Origin of the sequence: Plantactinospora sp. CA-294935, assembly GCF_050936445.1 — a bacterium.
Taxonomy (GTDB): domain Bacteria; phylum Actinomycetota; class Actinomycetes; order Mycobacteriales; family Micromonosporaceae; genus Plantactinospora.
Map to the genome: position 1 here is coordinate 3,177,983 of NZ_JBNJMU010000001.1, position 22,765 is coordinate 3,200,747.

23 protein-coding genes are annotated in these 22,765 nt (G+C 72.4%); 19 read left to right on the forward strand and 4 right to left on the reverse strand.

Going from position 1 to position 22,765, the window contains the following annotated elements:
• Window positions 1–56: 56 nt before the first annotated feature.
• The 3 genes from rplM to glmM all read left to right on the forward strand — a co-directional run bounded on the left by rplM (window position 57) and on the right by glmM (window position 2,446).
• The gene (gene rplM / locus ACQEVC_RS14235; RefSeq protein WP_318395911.1) at window positions 57–500 is read left to right on the forward strand and encodes a 50S ribosomal protein L13; all 444 of its coding nucleotides are present in this window, start codon (window positions 57–59) and stop codon (window positions 498–500) included.
• A gap of 20 nt (window positions 501–520) precedes the next feature.
• Complete coding sequence (gene rpsI, locus ACQEVC_RS14240) at window positions 521–973, forward strand: 30S ribosomal protein S9 (RefSeq protein WP_318395910.1); 453 nt, start codon at window positions 521–523, stop codon at window positions 971–973.
• 114 nt (window positions 974–1,087) lie between these two features.
• Window positions 1,088–2,446 (forward strand): phosphoglucosamine mutase, encoded by a 1,359-nt coding sequence (gene glmM / locus ACQEVC_RS14245; RefSeq protein WP_432877106.1) that lies wholly within the window; start codon window positions 1,088–1,090, stop codon window positions 2,444–2,446.
• A gap of 98 nt (window positions 2,447–2,544) precedes the next feature.
• On the opposite strand, the gene ACQEVC_RS14250 is transcribed toward glmM, so the two are convergent.
• Together ACQEVC_RS14250 and ACQEVC_RS14255 are read right to left on the reverse strand one after the other, a co-directional pair.
• Complete coding sequence (locus ACQEVC_RS14250; RefSeq protein WP_432891379.1) at window positions 2,545–3,174, reverse strand: ABC transporter ATP-binding protein; 630 nt, start codon at window positions 3,172–3,174, stop codon at window positions 2,545–2,547.
• 116 nt (window positions 3,175–3,290) lie between these two features.
• Window positions 3,291–6,110, reverse strand: coding sequence for an FtsX-like permease family protein (locus tag ACQEVC_RS14255; protein ID WP_432877109.1), 2,820 nt, complete (start codon window positions 6,108–6,110; stop codon window positions 3,291–3,293).
• Between the two features lie 87 nt (window positions 6,111–6,197).
• Between ACQEVC_RS14255 and ACQEVC_RS14260 the strand changes: the two genes are divergently transcribed.
• Window positions 6,198–6,812 carry a PadR family transcriptional regulator gene (locus ACQEVC_RS14260; RefSeq protein WP_432877112.1) on the forward strand — a complete coding sequence of 205 codons (615 nt, stop codon included), beginning with the start codon at window positions 6,198–6,200 and terminating at the stop codon, window positions 6,810–6,812.
• A gap of 18 nt (window positions 6,813–6,830) precedes the next feature.
• Here ACQEVC_RS14260 and ACQEVC_RS14265 read toward each other — a convergent pair whose 3' ends face one another.
• Both ACQEVC_RS14265 and ACQEVC_RS14270 read right to left on the reverse strand, forming a co-directional pair.
• Window positions 6,831–8,030, reverse strand: a complete 1,200-nt coding sequence (locus ACQEVC_RS14265; RefSeq protein ID WP_432877115.1) for a pyridoxal phosphate-dependent aminotransferase — start codon at window positions 8,028–8,030, stop codon at window positions 6,831–6,833.
• 33 nt (window positions 8,031–8,063) lie between these two features.
• Window positions 8,064–9,182: an MmpS family transport accessory protein gene (locus ACQEVC_RS14270; RefSeq protein WP_432877117.1), complete on the reverse strand. Its 1,119-nt coding sequence runs from the start codon at window positions 9,180–9,182 to the stop codon at window positions 8,064–8,066.
• 257 nt (window positions 9,183–9,439) lie between these two features.
• Here ACQEVC_RS14270 and glmS point away from each other — a divergent pair, with 257 nt between their 5' ends.
• The 15 genes from glmS (at window position 9,440) to ACQEVC_RS14345 (ending at window position 22,679) form a co-directional block, all read left to right on the forward strand.
• On the forward strand, window positions 9,440–11,344 hold the full coding sequence (gene glmS, locus ACQEVC_RS14275; protein ID WP_432877120.1) for a glutamine--fructose-6-phosphate transaminase (isomerizing): 1,905 nt from the start codon (window positions 9,440–9,442) through the stop codon (window positions 11,342–11,344).
• 48 nt (window positions 11,345–11,392) lie between these two features.
• Window positions 11,393–11,761: a holo-ACP synthase gene (locus ACQEVC_RS14280; protein ID WP_432877123.1), complete on the forward strand. Its 369-nt coding sequence runs from the start codon at window positions 11,393–11,395 to the stop codon at window positions 11,759–11,761.
• A complete protein-coding gene (locus tag ACQEVC_RS14285) occupies window positions 11,758–13,227 on the forward strand; it encodes an NAD(P)H-hydrate dehydratase (RefSeq protein WP_432877125.1) in 1,470 nt (489 codons plus the stop codon). The genes ACQEVC_RS14280 and ACQEVC_RS14285 overlap by 4 nt, the downstream gene beginning before the upstream one ends.
• A gap of 65 nt (window positions 13,228–13,292) precedes the next feature.
• On the forward strand, window positions 13,293–14,411 hold the full coding sequence (gene alr, locus ACQEVC_RS14290) for an alanine racemase (protein ID WP_432877128.1): 1,119 nt from the start codon (window positions 13,293–13,295) through the stop codon (window positions 14,409–14,411).
• A 379-nt stretch (window positions 14,412–14,790) separates the two neighbouring features.
• The gene (locus ACQEVC_RS14295) at window positions 14,791–15,858 is read left to right on the forward strand and encodes an alpha/beta fold hydrolase (RefSeq protein ID WP_432891382.1); all 1,068 of its coding nucleotides are present in this window, start codon (window positions 14,791–14,793) and stop codon (window positions 15,856–15,858) included.
• A gap of 9 nt (window positions 15,859–15,867) precedes the next feature.
• Window positions 15,868–16,371: a tRNA (adenosine(37)-N6)-threonylcarbamoyltransferase complex ATPase subunit type 1 TsaE gene (gene tsaE / locus ACQEVC_RS14300; RefSeq protein ID WP_432877131.1), complete on the forward strand. Its 504-nt coding sequence runs from the start codon at window positions 15,868–15,870 to the stop codon at window positions 16,369–16,371.
• 108 nt (window positions 16,372–16,479) lie between these two features.
• Window positions 16,480–17,166 (forward strand): uracil-DNA glycosylase, encoded by a 687-nt coding sequence (locus ACQEVC_RS14305; RefSeq protein WP_432877133.1) that lies wholly within the window; start codon window positions 16,480–16,482, stop codon window positions 17,164–17,166.
• A gap of 323 nt (window positions 17,167–17,489) precedes the next feature.
• Entirely contained in the window at window positions 17,490–18,191 is a 702-nt protein-coding gene (gene tsaB, locus ACQEVC_RS14310; RefSeq protein ID WP_432877135.1) for a tRNA (adenosine(37)-N6)-threonylcarbamoyltransferase complex dimerization subunit type 1 TsaB, read from the forward strand.
• 29 nt (window positions 18,192–18,220) lie between these two features.
• On the forward strand, window positions 18,221–18,682 hold the full coding sequence (gene rimI, locus ACQEVC_RS14315) for a ribosomal protein S18-alanine N-acetyltransferase (RefSeq protein ID WP_432877138.1): 462 nt from the start codon (window positions 18,221–18,223) through the stop codon (window positions 18,680–18,682).
• Entirely contained in the window at window positions 18,675–19,721 is a 1,047-nt protein-coding gene (gene tsaD, locus ACQEVC_RS14320; protein WP_318395894.1) for a tRNA (adenosine(37)-N6)-threonylcarbamoyltransferase complex transferase subunit TsaD, read from the forward strand. The genes rimI and tsaD overlap by 8 nt, the downstream gene beginning before the upstream one ends.
• A gap of 43 nt (window positions 19,722–19,764) precedes the next feature.
• A complete protein-coding gene (locus ACQEVC_RS14325; RefSeq protein WP_318396093.1) occupies window positions 19,765–20,019 on the forward strand; it encodes a hypothetical protein in 255 nt (84 codons plus the stop codon).
• 89 nt (window positions 20,020–20,108) lie between these two features.
• Window positions 20,109–20,720 (forward strand): hypothetical protein, encoded by a 612-nt coding sequence (locus tag ACQEVC_RS14330; RefSeq protein ID WP_432877140.1) that lies wholly within the window; start codon window positions 20,109–20,111, stop codon window positions 20,718–20,720.
• Window positions 20,721–20,762: 42 nt separating this feature from the next.
• Window positions 20,763–21,506, forward strand: a complete 744-nt coding sequence (locus ACQEVC_RS14335; protein ID WP_432877143.1) for a hypothetical protein — start codon at window positions 20,763–20,765, stop codon at window positions 21,504–21,506.
• Window positions 21,507–21,561: 55 nt separating this feature from the next.
• Window positions 21,562–21,897 (forward strand): hypothetical protein, encoded by a 336-nt coding sequence (locus ACQEVC_RS14340; RefSeq protein ID WP_432877146.1) that lies wholly within the window; start codon window positions 21,562–21,564, stop codon window positions 21,895–21,897.
• Complete coding sequence (locus ACQEVC_RS14345) at window positions 21,894–22,679, forward strand: hypothetical protein (RefSeq protein ID WP_432877148.1); 786 nt, start codon at window positions 21,894–21,896, stop codon at window positions 22,677–22,679. Before ACQEVC_RS14340 ends, ACQEVC_RS14345 begins: the two co-directional genes overlap by 4 nt.
• Window positions 22,680–22,765 lie beyond the last annotated feature (86 nt).

A 22,765-nucleotide genomic window follows, 5' to 3' on the forward strand; every position in this document is an offset into this window, starting at 1 on the left:
TGCGTGCCTGGCGACCGGTGCGCGACCCCAGACCGACGACGAGACAAGGTAGACCTGTGCGTACGTACAGCCCGAAGCCGGGTGAAATCGAGCGTCAGTGGCACGTCATCGACGCGTCAGACGTCGTGCTGGGCCGTCTGGCCACCCACGTTGCCACGCTGCTGCGCGGCAAGCACAAGCCGACTTTCGCGCCGCACGTCGACACCGGTGACTTCGTTGTCGTGGTGAACGCGGGCAAGGTGGCGCTGACCGGTAACAAGCGCCAGCAGAAGGTCGCCTACCGTCACTCCGGCTACCCCGGCGGTCTGAAGCAGGTCGGCTACGACGAGCTGCTGACCAAGCGTCCCGACCGGGCCATCGAGCTGGCCGTCAAGGGCATGCTCCCGCACAACAAGCTCGGCCGGAAGCTGATCAAGAAGCTGAAGGTCTACGCCGGTGCCGAGCACCCGCACGCCGCGCAGCAGCCGGTGCCGTTCGAGATCAAGCAGATCGCGCAGTGAGCGCGGGCGAAGGAAACAGCATGACCGACACCATCGCGACCGCCGAAGCCCCGGTGCCCGCCCCGGTGGCCCGGGCTCCTCGTGGCGACCGGCCGATCCAGACCGTGGGCCGCCGCAAGGAGGCGATCGTCCGGGTCCGGATCGTTCCCGGCAGCGGCAAGATCACCTGCAACGGCCGTGACCTGGAGGCGTACTTCCCGAGCAAGGTGCACCAGCAGCTCATCAAGGAGCCGCTGGTCACCGCCGAGAAGGCCGAGGCGTTCGACATCATCGCCAACCTGCGGGGCGGCGGCACCACCGGCCAGGCCGGCGGGCTGCGGCTGGCCATCGCCCGGGCGCTGATCACCAACGACCCCGACGACCGCCCGGCGCTGAAGAAGGCCGGCTTCCTCACCCGGGATGCCCGGGAGAAGGAAAGCAAGAAGTACGGCCTCAAGAAGGCCCGCAAGGCGCCCCAGTACTCCAAGCGCTGATCAGCGGCAACACCTTGTCCGTCTGACGTACGGCCGGAAACCGCCCCCTTCCGCGGTGGCGGTGTCCGGCCGTTTCGTTGTTCTCTACTGGTGCGCTTCCCGGAGGTTTCGCGCATGGGGCGGCTGTTCGGCACTGACGGCGTACGCGGACGCGCGAACGCCGACCTCACCCCCGAGTTGTCACTCGCGGTCGCGGTGGCGGCCGCGCACACCCTCGCCGAGCAGGACCGGAGCCATCCGCCGCTCGCCGTGGTGGGTCGGGACACCAGGGCCAGCGGCGAGATGCTGGAGGCGGCGGTGGTGGCCGGGCTGACCAGCGCCGGAGCCAACGTGGTCCGGGTCGGTGTGCTGCCGACCCCGGGGGTGGCGTTCCTGGTCGGCGAGGCGAAGGCCGACTTCGGGGTGATGCTCTCGGCCTCACACAACCCGATGCCGGATAACGGGATCAAGCTCTTCGCGGCCGGCGGGCACAAGCTCCCCGACGACGTCGAGCTGAAGATCGAGGCCGCCGTCGAGGCGAACGGCTCAGCCGGCTGGCAGCGGCCGACCGGTGCCGGCGTGGGCCGGGTGCACGACCTGCTCGACGGTGCCGAACACTACGTCCAGCACCTGGTCGGCACGATCCCGCACCGGCTCGACGGGCTGAAGGTCGTCGTCGACTGCGCCAACGGCGCCGCCTCGGAGGTCGCCCCGGTGGCGTACCAGGAGGCCGGTGCCGAGGTGATCGCCATCCACGCCGAGCCGGACGGGCTCAACATCAACGACGACTGCGGTTCGCAGCACCTCGACAACCTGCGGGCCGCCGTGTTGGAGCACGGCGCCGACCTCGGCATCGCGCACGACGGCGACGCCGACCGGTGCGTGGCGATCGCCGCCGACGGCAGCGAGGTGGACGGCGACCAGATCATGGCGATCCTGGCACTGGCCATGCGGGATGCCGGCACGCTGACCCAGGACACCCTGGTCGCGACCGTGATGAGCAACCTCGGGCTGCGGCTCGCGATGTCTGCCGCCGGCATCCGGCTGGTCGAGACCAAGGTCGGCGACCGGTACGTGCTGGAGGAGCTGCGCGCCTCCGGGTTGGCGCTGGGCGGCGAGCAGAGCGGGCACCTGGTGCTGCCGGCGTACGCGACCACCGGCGACGGGGTACTCACCGGGTTGCACCTGATGTCCCGGGTGGCGGCCACCGGCCGTAGCCTCGCCGAGCTGGCCTCGGTGGTGACCAAGCTGCCGCAGGTGCTGATCAACGTGCCGGTCGCGGACCGGACCGTCGGAGCCGGCGCGCCGGCCGTACTCGGCGCGGTGCAGCGGGCCGAGGCCGAGCTGGGCGAGACCGGTCGAGTGCTGCTCCGCCCCTCCGGCACCGAGCCGCTGGTCCGGGTGATGGTCGAGGCGGCCACGCTGGAGCTGGCCCAGGAGGTCGCGGAGCGGATCGCCGCCGAGGTGCGTACCGCCAGCCCCGTACCGGCGTAACACCGCCGCGCCCGCTCGGCCGCCCCGACCCAGGGGGCGGCACGAGCCTGGGCCGCCGGCCCGTGCGCCAGGCGACGCTGCGGCGGGCGGCGGAGGTCCTAGAGCCGGAGCTGGCTGGCCCGGGCCAGGGTGTGGTCCGGGCCGTCGCCGCCGGTGAGGTCGAGATCCTCGGTGACCCGGCCGTCCCGGAGCCGGACCAACCGGTCGCACCGGGCGGCGATGTGCTGCTCATGGGTGGCCAGCAGGATCGTGACGGCCCGCTCGTCGCGCAACCGCAGCAGCAGGTCGAGGATCTCCCCGCCGCTGGTCGAGTCCAGGTTGCCGGTCGGCTCGTCCGCCAGCAGCAGCGCCGGCCCGCCCATCAGCGCCCGGGCCACCGCGACCCGCTGTTGCTGGCCGCCGGAGAGCTGCGCCGGCAGCGCCCGCTCCCGGCCGCCGAGCCCGACCGCGTCGAGCAGTTCCCGGGCCCGGGCCGTCCGGTCGTAGCCGACCCGGTACGGCAGCACCGGCGCCAGCACGTTGTCCAGCGCGGTCAGCGCGGGCAGCAGGTGGTAGCGCTGGAAGACGAAGCCGACGCTCCGGCGGTACGCGGCCAGGGCCCGGCGACCGAGCCGGGTGATCTCCTGCCCGCCGACGACGACCGAGCCGGAGTCGGCCGGTTCGATCGCCCCGACCAGGTGCAGCAGGGTCGACTTGCCCGAGCCGCTCGGCCCGGTCAGCGCCAGCACCGAACCGGCCGCGACGTCGAGCGACAGGTCGTCCACCGCGACGATCGGCAGTTCCCCGCCGGAGAACCGCTTGGTCAGCCCGGTGATGGTGATCCCGACCCCGGTGTCCGGCATGGCTACTCCTCGGCTAGCAGATGACCGGTGGAAACCCGGCGCAGCAGAGCCGCCGGGACGAGCGCCGCCAGACAGGCCACCAGTGCTCCGGCGGCGGCGGTGCCGACCCCGGTGAGGACGACTCCGGTGGAGAGCCCGCCGATCAGCACGGCGGCGCCGGCCAGCCCGACCGCCGTACCGGCCAGCGCGCCGAGCAGGCCGATCCCGGCTCCCTCGTAGGCGGCCAGCCGGGTCAGCGCGGACTCCGTCCAGCCGGTCGCGCGCAGTGTGGCCAGCTCGGCGGCCCGGTCCCGGATGTTCAGGTAGAGCACGTCGGCCACGGCCGCCGCGCCGAGCAGCACGGTGGCGGTCGCGGCGACGGTGTCGGCGGTCCGCACGGTCGCCGAGACGGTCTCGCCGAGCAGGCTGCCCAGTACCGTGTCCCGGAAGGCGTAGTTGATCGCGGCGAGCACCGTCGAGGCGGCCACCCCGATGCCGAGGGCCGCCGCGCCGAGCAGGGCCCGGCCCGGCGCCCGGGCCAGGTTGAGCAGGGCGAGGCCGAGCACTCCGCGTACCCGTCGGATCCGCCGGACCGGTGCGGCGGCCGGCCGGAGCGCGGCGGCGGGATGGGAGCGCGCGGCCCGCACCGCCGGCCCGGCACCGGCGACGACCGCGACCAGCAGCGCCACCGGTACGGCGAGCGCGGCCCGCCACCAGCCCACCTGGACGCCGAGCAGGGCGCCGAGCGGGGCGGCGAGGAGCAGCGACAGCACCCCGGCGGCGAGGCCGATCAGCGCCACCTCGCCGAGGATCGCCGCGCCGATCCGCCGGGCCGGCCAGCCGAGGCAGGCGAGCACCGCCAGCTCGTTCCGGCGGTCCCGGACGGCGGCGGTGACGGCGTTGGCGAGGAAGAGCGCGCAGACGGTCAGCACGAGCAGGAACAGCACGACACTCTTCCGGTCGACCGCCCGGACGATCACCGACGCCACGCCGATCGAGGACCATCCCTCGGTCAGCCGCAGCTCGGGCCGGCCGAACGAGCCGGCCGGCAGCTCGACCGTCTGCGGAGCCGGTGACGAGCCGAAGGTGACGTCCACGTCGAGCCCGGTACGGGCGGCGATCTGCTTCGCGACCTGCCGGACCTGCTGTTCCGCCTCCCCGGTGTAACCGGTGACTCCGGCGACCCGGACCCGGATCGCGCTGATCGGGGCGGCAAGTTGCGGGTCGCTGCCGCCCTCCAGCAACTTCGGCACGGCGGCCAGGCTGGTCAGCAGCAGGGGCGGGCTGGACAGGTAGCCGGCCGGGTTTCCGCTCGGCAGCAGCGGACGGTCGCCGAGCGCCTCCCAGCTCGGCCGGTCGGCGCCGACGGCCTCCGGTGGCGCGTACGTCTCCAGCGGCACCTCGGAGAGCGCGCTGAAGCTGGTCAGCCGTTCCGGGTCGAACATGCCGACCGGTTGCCAACCCAGCCCGCCCCGGGTCTGCGAACTCGGCTGCCCGAGCTGCCGCAGCGGCCGGAACGCGACGTCTCCGGCGAGCCAGGGCGCCGGATACGTACCCGGCCCGTCGGCCCGGTACGCGGGCAGGTCCGGACTGCCGGCCCGGGGGCGCAGGCTGCCGTCGGAGAGTTGGTCGTACTCGATCGGCCCGGCCTGCACGACCGGGGTCAGGCTGCCCGGACCGGTCTGGTCCCGGACGGCGTCGCGCATCTGCTGCTGGTAGCTGGTGGTCGGGTCGGCGCTCGCGCCGCCGGCCGGCTCGCCGCCGCCGCCCAGCGCCGCCAGCAGTTCGGCCTGTTGCAGGCCGGCGACCCGGTCCGGGCGCAGCCGGGTGTAGCTGGCCGTGACCAGGCCGTCCAGGTAGGGGCGGGTGGTGGCGAGCACCGGCACGCTCCGGAAGCCCGGGCCGAGCAACCGGTTCGCGACGGCCGTGTCGTCCCGGGTCAGCGGCCGGCCGTCGACCACGGCGTCGGTCAGCCCCACCAGCCGGTCCTCGGCGGGCGGGTCGACGGCGGCGAGCAGGAACGGGACGATCCAGCGGACCGGCAGTACCAGCCGGTCGGTTGCGGTGACGACGTTGTCCGGGAGCCCGACGGGGTCGTGTGGCGAGTTCTCGAACCGTCCGTCCGGCAGCAGCCGGGCGACGACCACCTCCGTGTAGTCGGTCTCCGGCGAGGTGCGGGTGAGCGTCGGCTCGGCGCCGATGTTGCAGACCGGCTCGGTGTGCCCGTCCGGGAAGATCTCCCGGGGCACGATGTAGCCGCTCCGGCAGGCGTTCAGCGGGTACCGCCGGCCGTCGGTGTAGAGGGTCGGGCTCTGGACCCCGCCGTCCTCCCAGACCGGATAGGCGAGGCGGTTGCGGGTCAGGTAGACGTACCGGGGTTTGCCCGTCGTCCCGGACAGGCCGCGTTCGGCCAGGAAGGTCGGGTCGACCCGGATCACCTGCCGGTCGAGGGACCGGTCCACCGCGTCGGTGAGGTCGAGGTGGGCCCGCATCTCGTGCAGGGAGTAGCCGAGCATCGCCACCGGGGCCGCGACGTCGACCCCGCCGACCGTGCGAACCTGCTCGTACTGAGCCATGCTGATGCCGCCGAAGAGCCCGGAGAGGTAGTTGGGACGGACGACACCCCGCTGTGTCTCAAGGTCGGTCTGTGTCCCGTTCGGACGGACGAGAATGTCGTACGCGGCGCGGGTCTCGCGTTGCACCTGGTCGTTCAGACGCAGTTGGGAGGTGGTGGTGGTGCCGGTCAGCACGACGAAGCCGGTGGTCGCGACGAGCACGCCGGCCAGCAGGGCGAGCGATCGCCCGAGCCGGGCCCGCAGTTGCCGCCAGATGAACCCGACCACCGGCCCTCCTCGTTCCCCGCAGACACTCTGCGCTATACATTGTCACAATGCAAGAGGTCGCGCAGCCGGCCGGAAGGTGGGACAGGCATGGCCATCCAGCACGCGGTGCTCGCGCTGCTCGCCGACGGCCCGAGTTACGGCTACGAGCTGAAGGGCGCCTTCGAGACGGCAATCGGTCCACAGTGGGGGGCGCTGAACATCGGCCACCTCTACCAGATCCTCGACCGGCTGGCCCGGGACGAGCTGGTCCGGGCCGAACGGCAGGCGCAGCCGGTCAAGCCGGACCGGGTGGTCTACGAGATCACCCCCGCAGGCCGGACCGAACTGGCCAGGTGGCTGGCCGAGCCGAGCCCGCGCAGCGGCGGGTTCCGGGACGACTTCTTCCTGAAGGTCACCGCCGCCGCCCGGTCCGGCGCGGCGGAGGTGGTGCGTACCGTGCTCGCCAACCAGCGCGGCTACCTGCTGCGCGAACTGCGCAACCTCGGCACGTTGCGGCGGGAGGCGACCGATCCGGTGGTCGGCCTGCTGCTCTCCGCCGCGAGCCGGCACGTCGAGGCGGACCTGGCCTTTCTCGACGACGCCGAGGCGGCGCTGCTCGACGGTGCCCAGATCCGCATCCCACCCGCGCGGCCGGCCGGCGCCGGTGCCGTACCCGAGCCGCTGCCCAACGGCCGCGGCGCGGGGCTGGCCGAGGGCGCCTGAAGGTCGGTGGAGGTGTGGTCAGGCCGACGCGCCGCCGAGCGCGCGCAGCCGGGTCACCGCCTCGGCCAGCACCTCCGGGCGCTTGCAGAAGGCGAACCGGACCAGCCGCCGGCCTGCCTCGGCGTCGTCGTAGAAGACCTGCGTCGGCACCGCGACCACCCCACAGCGCTCCGGCAGCGAGCGGCAGAACTCCACCCCGTCCCGCCCGCCCAGCGCGGTGATGTCGGCGGTGACGAAGTAGGTCCCCTCCGGGACCAGTACCTCGAAGCCGGCCTCGACCAGCCCGGCGCCGAGCTGGTCCCGTCGGGCCTGGAGGTCGGCCCGGTAATCGTGGTAGTAGCCGTCCGGCAGGGCCAGGGCCACCGCGACCGCCGGTTGCAGTGGCGCGCCATTGACAAAGGTGAGGAACTGCTTGACCCGCATCGTCGCCGCGACCAGCGGGGCCGGGCCGCTGGCCCAGCCGACCTTCCAACCGGTGCAGGAGAACGTCTTGCCCGCCGAGGAGACCCGCAGGGTGCGTTCCCACATGCCCGGCAGGGTGGCCAGCGGGATGTGCGGGCTGCCGGCGTCGGTGAAGACCAGGTGCTCGTACACCTCGTCGGTGACCGCGAGGGTGTCGAACTCCTGGCACAGCCGCGCGATCAGCGCCAGCTCGTCGGCGTCGAAGACCTTGCCGGTCGGGTTGTGCGGCGAGTTGAGCAGCACCAGGCGGGTCCGTGGCCCGAAGGCGGCCCGCAACTCCGCCGGGTCGAAGGCGTACCGGCCGCCGTCGACCGGGCGGAGGGTGACCGGCCGCCGGACCGCGCCGGCCAGCGCGATCGAGGCGGCGTACGAGTCGTAGTACGGCTCGAAGCAGACCACCTCGTCGCCGGCCTCGCAGAGTCCGAGGATCGCCGCCGCGATCGCCTCGGTCGCCCCGGCGGTGACCAGCACCTGCCCGTCCGGGTCGTAGTCCAGCCCCCAGAACCGGCGCTGATGCGCGGCGACCGCGGCGCGCAGCGCCGGGATGCCCGGACCGGGCGGGTACTGGTTCTGCCCGCCGCGCAGCGCCTCCGCCGCCGCGGCCAGCATCTCGGGCGGCCCGTCCGTGTCCGGAAAGCCCTGACCCAGGTTGACCGCGCCGGTGCGCACCGCCAGCGCCGACATCTCCGCGAAGATGGTGGTGCCGAACGGGCGCATCCGGCGGACCAGGGGATCGGAGTCCGTTGTCGTCGTCACCCCGTCACCCTAGAGGCGCGGTGCGCGGTCGTGTCAGATCCCGAAGTCCGAGCAGGTGACGGTCGCGTAGGTGCCGCTGGAGCTCTTGGCGGCGGTGGACTGGCCGTCAACCGTGATCTTGCAGGAGATGTCCCCGGAACCGCCGCCGGTGCGGATCGCCACCACCGTCTTCAGCTCGTCCTCGGGAATCCTGACCTCCTTCTTCCACGGCAGGTCGACCGAGGGCGAGTGCACCTGCTTGCCGGCACCGTCGATGTAGGAGAGTGCGACCCGGCCGCTACCGGTCACCTCGTAGACCACCGTCTGGCCGCTGCCGCCCGGGTCGCCGCCGTCCGTACCGGCGGAACTGGACGGGGTCGGGGTGGCGTCGAGGCTGGTCTCCACCGTCTTCCGCACCTGGTCCATGAACGACAGCGGGCCGAGGCAGATCCCGACGCAGGCGATCAGCACGACCACCACCACGGCCACGATCACGATGATCATGGTCTTGTTGCTCTTCTTCGGCGGTACGGGCGGAAACGGCCCGCCCGGGTAGCCCGGCTGCCCTGGTTGCCCCGGCTGCCCTGGTTGTCCGTATCCGGGGTATCCGCCCGCACCGGCCGCCGCGTACGGGTCGGTCCCGGGCGGGCCGGACTGCGGCGGGTAGACGCCGTAACCGGCGTCCTGCTGGTTCGGTGCCCCGCTGGTGGGGTATGGCGTGGCTGGTGGGCCGGACTGCGGCGGGTACGCCGGGCCGGCACCGTAGGGCGGGGCCGGCGGCTGGCCCGGGCCGGGCTGCTGCGGCTGGCCGTACGGGTTCGGCTGCTGCGGCTGGCCGTACGGGTTGGGCTGCTGTGGCTGGCCGTACCCGGCCGCCTGCGGTGGCTGGCCCCAGGCCGGCTGCCCGTACGGGGTGGACTGCTGCGGCGGCTGGCCGTAGCTGCCCGGTTGGGCCGGCGGCTGCCCGTACGTGCTCGGCTGCGCCGGCTGTCCGTAGCCGGACGGCTGCCCGGGTTGGGGCTGCTGCGGCGGGGCGTACCTCGTCGTCGGGGCGTCGTCCTCCTCGGCCGGGTTCTCCGGTTGGGGCTGCTGCGGCGGGCCGAACTTCGTCGTCGGCGGCTCGTATTCGGCGGAGGGGTCGTACGGGTTGTGCGGGGGCGGCGAGTCGGTCATCGGGTCTGGCTCCAGATATGGCGGACAGCAGGGGCGCGGCGACGGGGAGGGGGAGGCGCCGGAGGAGATGGCAGCGAATGCGCCAGTCACGGTACCCCGTCACCGCTGGTCGCGATGTACCGGTGAAGCCTGGGCAGGCCAGCCGAGCGGCCGTTCGTCCGGTTGTGATGACGGGCCAGGATACCGAGCAGCACCAGTGATCGAACAAGCACCTTTCGAGCAGGCCAGATGAGCGAACTTAGGTTAGGCTGCGGGCCATGTGCGGAATCGTGGGTTACGCCGGCGCCAGGCCGGCGCTGGGCATCGTGCTGGACGGGTTGCGGCGGCTGGAGTACCGCGGCTACGACTCGGCCGGCGTGGCGGTCGTCTGCGAAGGCGAGCTGCTGACCGAGAAGAAGGCCGGCAAGCTGGCCAACCTGGAGAAGGCGCTGGCCGAGCGGTCGGCGACCGACGACGGTGCCGCGGCGCTCGGCATCGGCGCCGGCACCACCGGCATCGGGCACACCCGGTGGGCCACCCACGGCGGCCCCACCGACCGCAACGCCCACCCGCACCGGGCCCGGGACGGCCGGGTCGCCGTGATCCACAACGGCATCATCGAGAACTTCGCCAAGCTCCGCGCCGAGCTGGAGGCCGAGGGTGTCGAGTTCACCAGCGACACCGACACCGAGTGCGCCGCGCACCTGCTCGCCGGTGAGCTTTCCCGGCTGCGCGCCGCCGGTGAGCCCGACGGGCCGGCCCTGCTGTCCGCCGCGATGCGTCAGGTCTGCCAGCGGCTGGAGGGCGCCTTCACGCTGCTCGCGGTGGACGCCGCGATCCCCGGCGCGGTGGTCGGGGCCCGGCGCAACTCGCCGCTGGTGGTCGGGCGCGGGGATGGGGAGAACTACCTGGCCAGCGACGTCTCCGCGTTCATCGAGCACACCCGGGACGCCGTCGAACTGGGCCAGGACCAGGTCGTACTCATCACCGGGGACGCCATCGAGATCACCGACTTCACCGGTGCACCCGCCACCGGCAAGGACTTCCACATCGACTGGGACGCCTCGGCCGCCGAGAAGGGCGGCTACGACTACTTCATGCTGAAGGAGATCGCCGAGCAGCCGCAGGCGATCGCCGACACCCTGCTCGGCCGGCTCAAGGAGAACGGCGAGATCGTCCTCGACGAGGTCCGCCTCTCCGACCAGGACCTGCGGGACGTCGACAAGATCTTCATCGTCGCCTGCGGCACGGCGTACCACGCCGGGATGGTGGCGAAGTACGCCATCGAGCACTGGACCCGGATCCCCTGCGAGGTGGAGCTGGCCAGCGAGTTCCGCTACCGCGACCCGGTGCTCGACCGGTCCACCCTGGTGGTGGCGATCTCCCAGTCCGGCGAGACCATGGACACCCTGATGGCGCTGCGGCACGCCAAGGAGCAGAAGGCCCGGGTGCTGGCGATCTGCAACACCAACGGCTCCACCATCCCGCGCGAGTCCGACGCGGTGCTCTACACCCACGGCGGGCCCGAGGTGGCGGTCGCCTCCACCAAGGCGTTCCTCACCCAGTTGGTGGCCTGTTATCTGATCGGCCTGCACCTGGCCCAGGTGCGCGGCATCAAGTACGCCGACGAGGTGGCCGCGGTGGTCGCCCAGCTCCAGGAGATGCCGGACAAGCTGCGCGAACTGCTCGGCGGCATCGAACCGGTCCGCGACCTGGCCCGGGACATCAAGGCGGCCCCGACGGTGCTCTTCATCGGCCGGCACGTCGGCTTCCCGGTCGCCCTGGAGGGCGCGCTCAAGCTCAAGGAACTCGCCTACATGCACGCCGAGGGGTTCGCGGCCGGCGAGTTGAAGCACGGCCCGATCGCCCTGATCGACCAGGGCACCCCGGTGGTCTGCATCGTGCCGTCCCCGGCCGGGCGGGGCATGCTGCACGACAAGATCGTCTCCAACATCCAGGAGATCCGGGCCCGGGGCGCCCGGACGATCGTGATCGCCGAGCAGGGCGACGAGGCGGTGAAGCCGTACGCCGACCACCTGATCTACGTGCCGCGCACCCCGACCCTGCTGGCCCCGCTGGTGACCACGGTGCCGTTGCAGGTGCTCGCCTGCGAGATCGCCGCTGCCCGGGGACACGACGTCGACCAGCCGCGCAACCTGGCCAAGTCGGTCACCGTGGAGTGAGCCGGTCACCGTGGCATGCGCTCCTGCGCCCGCCGGTAGGGTGAGGCGGTGATCGTCGCAGTCGGCATCGACGTCGTACTGGTGGATCGGTTCGCCCGCGCGCTCGCCCGCACCCCGCTGCTGGCCGATCGGCTCTTCACGGAGGCGGAACGCGCCACCGGGTCGGGCAGTCCGCGCTCGGCCGAGTCGCTGGCCGCCCGGTTCGCCGCGAAGGAGGCGGTGGCCAAGGCGCTGGGCGCACCGGCGGGACTGCGCTGGCACGACTGCGAGGTGGTCGCCGACCCGGACGGGCGGCCCTGGCTGACCGTCTCCGGCACGGTCGCGGCCGCTGCCACCGAGCGCGGCGTGCAGCGCTGGCACCTGTCGCTGTCGCACGACGGCGGCATTGCGTCGGCGATGGTGGTGGCGGAGCGATGAGGGCCGCGTGGCGGGTGGCGGACGTACGCGCCGCCGAGCATGCCCTGATGGCCACCCTGCCGGCCGGCACCCTGATGCGGCGTGCCGCCGGCGGGCTGGCCGGGCACTGCGCCCGGCTGCTCGCCGAGCGGGGCGGCGGGGTGTACGGCGCCCGGGTGCTGCTGCTCGTCGGCTCCGGCGACAACGGTGGCGACACCCTCTACGCGGGTGCCCGGCTCGCCGGCCGGGGCGCGGCGGTGAGTGCCGTGCTGCTGGCGCCCGAGCGGGTGCACCAGGGCGGCCTGGTCGCGCTGCGGGCGGCCGGCGGGCGGGTGGTCGACGGGTTGCCGGACCGGGCCGACCTGGTGCTGGACGGGATCGTCGGGATCGGCGGCTCGGGCGGGCTGCGCGAGCCGGCGGCCCGGCTGGTGGCCGGACTGCCCGGCCTGACCGGCCGGTCCGGGGACCGGCCGCCGGTGGTGGCGGTGGACGTGCCGAGCGGGGTCGAGGTGGACACCGGCGAGGTGCCGTCCTCGGTCGGCCTGCCCAGCACGGTGACCGCCGACCTCACGGTCACCTTCGGCTGCCTGAAGCCGGCCCTGGTGGTCGGGGCGGCCGCACCCCGGGCCGGGCGGGTCGAGCTGGTCGACATCGGGCTCGGCCCGTGGCTGCGGGCCACTCCGGCGGTACGGGTCACCGAGTGGTCGGACGTGCGCGACTGGTGGCCGCGGCTCGGCCCCGAGGAGGAGAAATACAGCCGGGGCGTGGTCGGCCTGGCCACCGGTTCGGCGACGTACCCGGGCGCGGCGGTGCTCTCGGTCGGTGGCGCGGTCGCCGGGCCGACCGGCATGATCCGGTACGCCGGTGGCGCCCGTGCCGAGGTGCTGCGCCGCTACCCGTCGGTGGTCGCCGCCGACCGGGTCAACGACGCCGGCCGGGTGCAGGCCTGGGTCTGCGGTTCCGGGCTCGGCACCGACTCCACCGCCGCCACCGAGCTGCGCTGCGTACTCGCCGCGCCGGTGCCGGTGGTGCTGGACGCCGACGCGCTCACCCTGCTGGTGGACGGCTCGATGGCCGAGCGGCTGCGGGAGCGGGACGCGCCGATCGTGGTCACCCCGCACGACCGGGAGTACGCCCGGCTCTGCGGCGAGCCGCCCAGGGACCGGGTCGGGGCAGCACTGCAACTGGCCACCTGGATGAACGCGGTGGTGCTGCTCAAGGGTGACCGGACGGTGATCGCCACCCCGGACGGGCGGGCCTTCGCCAACCCGACCGGCACCCCGGCACTGGCCACCGGCGGCACCGGCGACGTGCTGGCCGGGTTGCTGGGCTCGCTGCTCGCCGCCGGTCTGTCGGCGGAGCGGGCGGCGGCCTCGGCCGCGTACCTGCACGGGCTGGCCGGGCAGGAGGCGGCCCGGCGCGGGCCGGTGACCGCCGACGACGTGGCCGCCGCGCTGCGTCCGGTGATCGCCAGGCTGCCCCGGTGACCGGCGAAGCGTCCTGGTCACGGCACCCGGGGCCATTTCGATCTACCGTTCAGTAGGCTGATCGTATGTGGCAGGCCGAGGTACGCGTCGACCTTGACGCGATCCGCGACAACGTGTCCCGACTGCGGGCCGGGACGAGTGCCGAGCTGATGGCCGTGGTCAAGGGCGACGCGTACGGCCACGGCATGCTGCCGGTCGCCGGGGCGGCGCTGGAGGCCGGGGCGGACTGGCTGGGCGTCTGCACCCTGGACGAGGCGTTGACGCTGCGCCGGGCCGGGATCACCGCGCCGGTGCTGGCCTGGCTGCTGGCGCCCGGGCTGCCGCTGCACGAGGGGGTGACCGCCGGGATCGACCTGGCCGCCGCCAGCCTCGGCCAGCTCGCCGAGCTGGTCGCCGCCGCCGAGCGGGCCGGCCGGCCGGCCCGGGCCCACCTCAAGATCGACACTGGCCTGTCCCGGGGCGGCGCGACCCTGGACGACTGGCCCGAGCTGCTCGACGCGGCGGCGAAGGCTCAGGCGGACGGGTTGATCGAGGTGGTCGGGCTCTGGAGCCACCTGGTCCACGCCGACGCCCCCACCCACGCCACCACCGACCGGCAGCTCGCGGCCTTCGGTGAGGGACTGGCCCTGGCCGAGCGGGCCGGGCTGCGCCCCCGCTACCGGCACCTGGCCAACTCGGCGGCCACGCTGACCCGGCCCGACACCCACTTCGACCTGGTCCGTCCCGGCATCGCGATGTACGGGCTGTCCCCGGTGCCCGGCGAGCAGTTCGGGCTGCGGCCGGCGATGACCGCCCGGGCCCGGGTGACACTGACCAAGCGGGTACCGGCCGGCACCGGGGTCTCCTACGGGCACACCTACCACACCGAGCGCGAGACGACGCTGGCCGTCGTGCCGCTGGGCTACGCCGACGGGGTACCCCGGCACGCCTCCAACGTCGGCCCGGTCCAGCTCGCCGGTGCCCGGCGGCGGATCGCCGGCCGGGTCTGCATGGACCAGATCATGCTGGACTGCGGCGACGACCCGGTCGCCCCGGGCGACGTGGCGACCCTCTTCGGCAGCGGCGCCGACGGCGCACCCACCGCCGACGACTGGGCCGAGGCGATCGGCACCATCAACTACGAAATCGTCACCCGATTCGGCGGGGTCCGGGTGCCCCGGGTGTACGACGGAGCAGCATCGTGAGTGCGAGGAGTGAGCCGGGTTTGCGAGCCCCGCAGTCGCGAGCGGACGGCGGGTTGGTGAGTGCGAGGAGTGAGCCGGGTTTGCGAGCCCCGCAGTCGCGAGCGGACGGCGGGTTGGTGAGTGCGAGGAGTGAGCCGGGTTTGCGAGCCCCGCAGTCGCGAGCGGACGGCGGGTTGGTGAGTGCGAGGAGTGAGCCGGGTTTGCGAGCCCCGCAGTCGCGAGCGGACGGCGGGTTGGTGAGTGCGAGGAGTGAGCCGGGTTTGCGAGCCCCGCAGTCGCGAGCGGAAGGCGGGTTCCGGTGAGCCCGGCCAAGCGGCTCGCCCCGCCCCGGGTACCGGTGCAGCGGCAGCCGTCCCGGCGTACCCCGACCCGGACCGGGCTGTTCCGGGTGGCCGGCATCATCGGCGCGGCGGCCGGGGTCGCGGCGGCCGGCATCGCCGCCGGGGTGGCCGCCGAGCGGGCGGTGGTACGCCGTTCCAAGGCCGCAACCGGCGACCGGTACGCGACGGAGCCGTTCGGGGCGCTGCCCTACGACGAGTCCTGCACCGTCTCCATCGCCGACGGCACCGACATCCACGTGGAACTGGTCGGGCCGCTGCCCGGCCCGGAACGGCCGACCCTGGTCTTCGTGCACGGCTTCTGCCTGGACATGGGGACCTTCCACTTCCAGCGCAAGATCCTCACTGAGCTGGGCGAGGACCGGATGGTCTTCTACGACCAGCCGGGGCACGGCCGGTCCGGCCGGCTGGAGTCCGGCGAATACCAGCTCCAGGCGCTCGGCGAGACGCTCCGCTCGGTGATCGACCGGACGGCGCCGACCGGTCCGCTGGTGCTGATCGGGCACTCGATGGGCGGCATGACCATCATGGCGTTCGCGGAGCGCTATCCGGAGCTGTTCGCCGAGCGGGTGATCGGCACCGTGCTGATGGCCACCTCGGGCGGGCTGGTGGCGGAGACGAAGTTCGGCCTGCCGACGATCGTCGCCCGGGCCGGCGCACCGCTGCTGCCGGTGGTCGACAACGCCACCCGGCTGACCGGCAGCGTGATCGACCGGGCCCGCCGCGCCTCGGCCAACCTGGCCTGGCTGCTCACCCGCCGGTACGGCTTCGGCACCCCCACCCCCAGCCCGGCACTGGTCTCCTACGTGGAGAAGATGAACTCGCGCACCTCCACCGAGACGGTGGCCCGCTATCTGCGCACCATCTACACCCATGCCCGCTATCCGGTGCTGGCCGCACTGCGGGACAGTCCGACCCTGGTCATCGTGGGTGAGCGCGACATGATCACGCCGGTCACCCACTCCGAAGAGATCGTCCGCTGGCTGCCGGACGCCGAGTACGTCAAGGTGCCCGACAGCGGGCACGTGGTGATGCTGGAACACGCCGACGAGGTCAACACGGCACTGCTGGACTTCCTCGACCGGCTGCCCGGCCGAGGAAGGGACTGAGCTGTCCGGATGAGCGACGCGTTGCGTGGCACCGAACTGGTCCGCGAGCTGCCGACGGTGGCGGACACCCACGAGTTCGGGCGGCGGCTCGGCAGGCTGCTCCGTACCGGGGATCTGCTGGTGCTCACCGGCCCGCTGGGCGCCGGCAAGACCGCACTGGTGCAGGGGATCGCCGCCGGGCTGGGCGTACTCGGCGACGTCACCTCGCCGACCTTCGTGATCGCCCGGGTGCACCGGCCCGATCCGGCCCGGGGCGGCCGGGCCACGCTGGTGCACGCCGACGCGTACCGGCTGGGCGACGCGGTCGACCCGCGGGCCGAGATCGACGACCTCGACCTGGACGCCTCGGTGGACGAGGCGGTCACCGTGGTCGAGTGGGGTGAGGGCATGGTCGAGCACCTGGTCGAGACGCATCTGCGGGTGGTCATCGACCGGCGGGACGACGACACCCGGCGCATCGAACTGGTGCCGCGCGGCGGCGACTGGGCCGACCGGCTCGCCGCGCTGCGCTGAAGAGGTGCACCGCGTCCGCGTCGAGAAGGGGCGGCGTACCGGAATTTCCCGGTGTCGTACCGGACTTCTAGAGTGCGGGAAACGACCGTGGCGCTCGAGAGGTTACCGATGACCCTGGATCTTCCGGCCCTGCTGCCTCCAGCCTGGCAGGCGGCGCTGGACCCGCATCTCGACCCGGCCCAGACCGCCGCGTTGGCCGAGTTCGTCGCCGGGGAATACGCGAGCCAGACCGTCTTCCCGCCGCTGGAGGACCTCTTCGCGGCCTACCGGCTCTGCGCGCCGGAGGACTGCCGGGTGCTGATCCTCGGCCAGGATCCCTACCACAAGGCGGGGCAGGCGCACGGGCTCAGCTTCAGCGTCCGCGACGGTGTCTCGGTGCCGCCGTCGCTGCGTAACGTCTTCAAGGAACTGGCCGACGACCTCGGGGTGCCGATGTCGCGCAGCGGCAATCTGACCCGCTGGGCCAACCAGGGCGTGCTGCTGCTCAACGCGGTGCTGACCGTCCGGCAGGCGACCCCGGGCTCGCACGGCAACAAGGGCTGGGAGGCATTCACCGACGCCACCATCAAGGCCCTCGACGCCCGTCCGGAGCGGATCGTCTTCCTGCTCTGGGGCGGATACGCGCGCAAGAAGGCCGCGCTGGTCACCAATCCGGCGCACGTGGTGCTTGAGGCCGGCCACCCGAGTCCGATGAACCCTCGCGGTTTCCTCGGCAGCCGCCCGTTCAGCGCCTGCAACAAGGCGCTCGCCGACGCCGGTCGGCCCACCGTCGACTGGGACCTGTCAGTCCGCTGACCCGGGGGTCTCAGCCCGCTGAGGCGAGCCGGGCTCGCCACCGCCGCATCAGGTCGGCGGTGGCCGGCTCGGCCACCTCGACCAGGGCGAGCGGCACCACCCGGTAGCTCCGGTCGCCGTGCCGGACCTCGATCGCCTCCGGCGGACGAAGGCGTCGTCAGATGCTGCATGTATCCGAAAGAGCGTGATACCGCCCTGTCATCAAGATGACTCGGTGGTATCACGCTCTTCGTCGATATCGTTCCGGTCGGCAGAGGTGACCGCCGTCCATGCCGCCCCCGGGTCGCGCCCGGCGTCGGCGACCGCCCGGTTAGGGTGCCTATGTGCTCGTACTCGTGCTGGACTCCTCGACCCCGGCGGTGACCGCCGCGCTGGCGGAGGTCACCGCCGACACGGTCGCGCTGCGCGGTGAGCGCAGCGTCGTCGACGCCCGGGCCCACGGTGAACTGCTCGCGCCGCAGGTGTCCGAGGTGCTGGCCGAGGCCGGCGCCCGCCCGGCCGACCTGACCGCCGTGGTGGCCGGGGTCGGGCCCGGGCCGTTCACCGGGCTGCGGGTCGGCCTGGTTACCGCGGCGAGCATGGGACAGGTGCTGGGCATCCCCACCTACGGTGTGCCCTCGCTCGACGCCATCGGGCACGCCGCGACCCACCCGCGGTCGGGGGCGGCTCCGGAGGTGGGACCGGTGCTGGCGGCCACCGACGCCCGCCGCCGGGAGATCTACTGGGCCGTCTACGACCTGGCCGGGGAGCGGCTGGCCGGGCCCGAGGTCGACACCCCGGCCGCCGTCGCCGAGCGGGCCCGGGACCTGGGCGTCCGGGTCGCGGTCGGCGAGGGGGCCCGGCGGTACGCCGACATCCTCGGACTGCCACCGCGAGCCGGGCTGGACTACCCGCCGCCGTACGCCCTGGCGGAGCTGGCGGCCGAGCGGGTCCGGGCCGGCGCCCCCGGCGACCCGCTCACGCCGCTCTACCTGCGCAGGCCGGACGCCGTGGCGGCGGCCGGACGCAAGCCGGTCTTACAGTGAGGGCAGTGGTCGATGAGGGCAGGGCTCGGATGACCAGGCTGGGCCCGTTCCGCTGGTGGCACATTTCCGAGGCGCTGCCGATCGAGGCGGACCTGTTCGGTGCCGAGCAGTGGTCGGCGGCGATGTTCTGGAACGAGCTGGCGAATGGCCACCACTATCTGGCGGCGCTGGACGGCACCGACGCACTCGTCGGCTATGCCGGCCTCGCCGTCGCGCCGCCGGACGAGGCCTGGGTGCAGAACGTGGCGGTACGCCGGGACGCCCAGCGCAGCGGCATCGGCCGGATGCTGCTGACCGAGCTGCTGGCCGAGGCGGCCCGGCGGGGCGTACGCCGGGTACTGCTGGAGGTGGCGGTGGACAACGCACCGGCCCAGCGCCTCTACGCCACGTACGGCTTCGAGCCGGTTGGCGTGCGGCGCGGCTACTACCAACCGAGCAACACCGACGCGCTGGTGATGCAGGCCGAACTGGAGCGGGCGAACGATGGCTGACGAACCCCTGATCCTCGGGATAGAGACGTCCTGCGACGAGACCGGTGTCGGCGTCGTACGCGGGCACACCCTGCTCGCCGACGCGCTGGCGTCCAGCGTGGACGAGCACGCCCGGTTCGGCGGGGTGGTGCCGGAGGTGGCCAGCCGGGCGCACCTGGAGGCGATCGTGCCGACCATGCGCCGTGCGCTGGACGACGCCGGGGTGACCCTGGCCGACATCGACGCGATCGCCGTCACCGCCGGTCCCGGGCTGGCCGGCGCGCTGCTGGTCGGGGTGGCCGCCGCCAAGGGCTACGCGCTGGCCGCCGAAAAGCCGGTGTACGGGGTCAACCACCTGGCCGCGCACGTCGCGGTGGACACCCTGGAACACGGCCCGCTGCCCGAGCCGGCGATCGCGCTGCTGGTCTCCGGTGGACACTCCTCGCTGCTGCTGGTGGACGACCTGGCCACCGGGGTCACCCCGCTCGGTGCCACCATCGACGACGCCGCCGGGGAGGCGTTCGACAAGGTGGCCCGGCTGCTCGGGCTGCCGTTCCCGGGCGGCCCGCCGATCGACCGGGAGGCGCGGTCCGGCGCTCCGGACGCGATCGCCTTCCCGCGCGGGCTGACCGCGCCGAAGGACCTCGCCGCGCACCGGTTCGACTTCTCGTTCTCCGGGCTCAAGACCGCGGTCGCCCGCTGGGTGGAGGCGAAGCAGCGGGCCGGTGAGCCGGTACCCGTGCCGGACGTGGCCGCCTCGTTCCAGGAGGCGGTCTGCGACGTACTGACCGGCAAGGCGATCGCGGCCTGCCGGGACCGGGGCGTCGAGACGCTGGTGCTCGGCGGCGGGGTGGCGGCGAACTCCCGGCTGCGGGCGCTGGCCGAGGAGCGGGCGGCGAAACACGGCATTCGGGTCCGGGTACCCCGGCCAAAGCTCTGCACCGACAACGGTGCGATGGTCGCGGCGCTCGGGTCGCACCTGGTGGCCGCCGGGGTGGCCCCGAGCCGGCTGGACCTGCCCGCCGATTCCGCGATGCCGCTCACGATCGTCAGCGTGTAGTGTTCCGGCGGCGTCGAGGGCGGTGGGGAGCGTGATGGCCGACGTGATCGTACGGATGTGGGAGGTACGCGCGGAGCGTGCCGGCTTCGCCGACCTGATCTCCTGGGTTTGCGACAGCGCCCTGCCCGAGTTGGAGCACAACCCGCTGCACATCTCCAGTGAGGTCTTCTCCTCCACAGACAACCGGCTGGTGGTCATCTCGAAGTGGCGGGCCAACCCGGTCTCGCTGCCCGATCCACCGGCCCGGATGCTGGCCCGTACCCCACACGTCTGGGACTTCACCCAGGTCGACCGCTGACCGTCTGAGCATCCGGCAGCGACAGCCGCTGACCTTCTGTCGCAATCTTGACCACCCTACGTGTCGCCCCCGTCTGCCATCATGGCCGGGTGCACCCAGGGATGTATCGATATCACCTCTCGGTCGGCTTCCACGGCACTCGTGCGTTGCGGGTGGTGTTCGTGCTGGTGCTTGGTGGGATGGCCACAGTGGCATCCGGATGCCTCGGATTCATTGTGGGCATGATGCTGCTCTGGGCGATACCCGATCGCCCTGATAGCCCGATAGCGCTGGGTCACCTGCCACTTGTAACGGCTGGGGTGCTCGCCATGTCTGTCGTGGTCTACGTGGCTCTGGTGATCGCGTTCGGCGTTCGGCTGGCTGCCTGGCTGGAGGGCACTCGGCTAACCGTGCGGGGCTTACGTCAGCGGACTGTTGAACTTGCGGACGCCCGGTCGGTGGCGTTGCGTCAGATCAACCAGAAACTCGTCGGCCCGGTACGCCACAGTGGGATCGTCGGTCCGGCCCAACCGGTGTCGGTGCTTGAGGTGGCTGACGGCAACGGCCGCGTACGGCTGCGTCTAGCCAGCCGCGAGGCAGTCCAACTACCACCGGAACAGCTACTCGCACTTGCCAATGCGCTGTCGACGGCTCGTTGTCCCGGCGCGGTGGAGGTGGTGGCTTGGCTGCGCGGCACTGCGGCGCTTGCCCAGCGTGGCTGATCAGTAGCATTGCGTTCGTCATTAATCAAGTCGTGGGGGAATATGAGCGCGGAGCGTAATATTCGTCGCCTCGGCAGGGAGGCTGAGCGGGTTAGCTGGCAGGTCGACGGCTCCGACATCACGGGGACCGGGGTGGACGAGTCTGGCCTCGTTCGGGTGTGGTTGGACGGCACGGGGCGGTTGAGGCAGATCGAGATCCGCCAGAACTGGTGGCGGGACCTTGGCCCCGAACTGCTGCCGGCCGCGATTCTCGAGGCACTCGACCGGGCGGTCGGTGACCGGTTGGCGGCTTGGTCGGCTCGGGTGGTCGAACGGGAAGGAAGTGACCCGCCAGCCGACTGGCAGCCGCCAGCTTATCGGCGGTCGGACAACAATTCACTGGACCGCTGGGGTTCCGAGCAGGTCGCTGACGGGGGCGATCGAGCCAGCGAGGTGGCACAAGTGCTTGACCTGCTCCGGGACGCGATGTCTGAGCTGGACGGCTATCGGCAGCGGGTCGATGACCAGGCCAGGCAGCAGGTCCTTGGAAGTAGTGGAGGCGGGCGGGTCACGGTTGGACTGACAGCCGGCCGGGTGACACAACTGGAAATCAGCTTGCGGTGGTTGCGCGAGCAACCGACCGGTCAGTCCGTCGCCGAGGAAGTACGAGCGGCCTGTCATGACGGATACCAGCGCGCATCCCAGCAGGCCGCCGCAGTGTCGGCGTCGTCGCCTGCGATTTCCCAGGTGCGTGACCTTGCCGCACATCCAATGACCCTGCTCCGGCGTCTTGGCCTCGGGCATTGACTGCCCCCTCTTGGCGCCCACATCGACGAGCCGCCGACTGTAAGGAGGAACTGAGTTGCAGCCCCAACCGGATCCCAGCCAGATCAAGATGGCACGTGAAACCCTCGTGAGGGACGCGGGGAAGTGGGCGGAGGCCGCCAGCGTGATGGAGGCGGCCGCGACGCGCGCGTCCTCCTTGATGCTCACGGGATTCCACATCGGATATCTGCCGGATCAACAGGGCGTAGGTGCCAAATACGCGGAGTTGCAGGAGTTCGTCGTCAAGCTGTTAGCCGACGGAGCCAAGACCATGCGGGAAATGGAGGAGGCGCTGCGTACCGCTCTGGACAACTACGACCGCACCGACCAAGGCGCGGTCGTGCGCATCGAGCAGACCTGGAGCGAGACATGACGGCCGTGGGAGCTGGCCCTACTGAGCGGGACTTCGAGCAGCTGATCAGTCAGATCAATGAGGCGATCGAACGGGTCCAGCAGTTGACCGTCGAGCTGGGTGACCGGCTGACCCAAGCGCTCCGTTGGTTGCCGCCCGGCATCGGGGACGCGGCGATCATGCGGTCCTGGGACAGATTCCTCGGACTGAAGGACCAGATCTTCGACGAGATCCAGGAGTTTGTCAGCGAGCCAGGCGTCCCGCCCGCGTTGACCCGGATCGGCGAGTACTGGAACACGGACGTCGGCGCTCCGGTCAGTGAACTGCACCAGGTGGTGTCCGCGTACGGGATGAAGGCCGACGACCACTGGTCCGGTTCGGCCGCGTCGGCGTACGAGGATTCTGCGGACGCACAGTCGGCTGCCATCGAGACCATCAAGCCGATGGCGGAGAAGATCCAGAGCATGCTGGTTGATCTTGCTTGGGGCGTCGTCGCGTTCTGGGCCGCACTGGTGACGGCGTTCCTGACCTTCATCGCAGGCCTGATCAGCGCCGTCGGACTCGCGTTCGGTGTGGTGACGGCTCCTGCCGCACCAGTGGATGCCGCCGCCACCGCCGCGGCGGTGCTCGGGATGCTGGGTGCCGCGGTCATGGCACTGATCGAGTACAGCGAGCGGATCAACAAGTCGATGACCACCGCTCGGCAGCTGCTGACGGACAACACCGGTATGGTCAAGGTCGGCGACACCTGGAGGTGGCCCCCGATCGACAACACGGGGACCTGGTCCGTACGTGCGGACTGATCGATCTCACCCGTACCCGCACCGTCGACCGCACCGCCGCGCACTCCGTGGAGCCACAGCTGGCGGCGTCCAGGACGGTCGCCGAC

Coding starts and splice junctions, on each gene's coding strand:
- rimI (WP_432877138.1), top strand. CDS start 18,221: ATGACCAGGCTGGGCCCGTTCCGCTGGTGGCACATTTCCGAGGCGCTG.
- tsaE (WP_432877131.1), top strand. CDS start 15,868: ATGAGCGACGCGTTGCGTGGCACCGAACTGGTCCGCGAGCTGCCGACG.
- rpsI (WP_318395910.1), top strand. CDS start 521: ATGACCGACACCATCGCGACCGCCGAAGCCCCGGTGCCCGCCCCGGTG.
- ACQEVC_RS14285 (WP_432877125.1), top strand. CDS start 11,758: ATGAGGGCCGCGTGGCGGGTGGCGGACGTACGCGCCGCCGAGCATGCC.
- glmS (WP_432877120.1), top strand. CDS start 9,440: ATGTGCGGAATCGTGGGTTACGCCGGCGCCAGGCCGGCGCTGGGCATC.
- glmM (WP_432877106.1), top strand. CDS start 1,088: ATGGGGCGGCTGTTCGGCACTGACGGCGTACGCGGACGCGCGAACGCC.
- ACQEVC_RS14305 (WP_432877133.1), top strand. CDS start 16,480: ATGACCCTGGATCTTCCGGCCCTGCTGCCTCCAGCCTGGCAGGCGGCG.
- tsaD (WP_318395894.1), top strand. CDS start 18,675: ATGGCTGACGAACCCCTGATCCTCGGGATAGAGACGTCCTGCGACGAG.
- ACQEVC_RS14270 (WP_432877117.1), bottom strand. CDS start 9,182: ATGACCGACTCGCCGCCCCCGCACAACCCGTACGACCCCTCCGCCGAA.
- ACQEVC_RS14260 (WP_432877112.1), top strand. CDS start 6,198: ATGGCCATCCAGCACGCGGTGCTCGCGCTGCTCGCCGACGGCCCGAGT.
- ACQEVC_RS14345 (WP_432877148.1), top strand. CDS start 21,894: ATGACGGCCGTGGGAGCTGGCCCTACTGAGCGGGACTTCGAGCAGCTG.
- alr (WP_432877128.1), top strand. CDS start 13,293: ATGTGGCAGGCCGAGGTACGCGTCGACCTTGACGCGATCCGCGACAAC.
- ACQEVC_RS14335 (WP_432877143.1), top strand. CDS start 20,763: ATGAGCGCGGAGCGTAATATTCGTCGCCTCGGCAGGGAGGCTGAGCGG.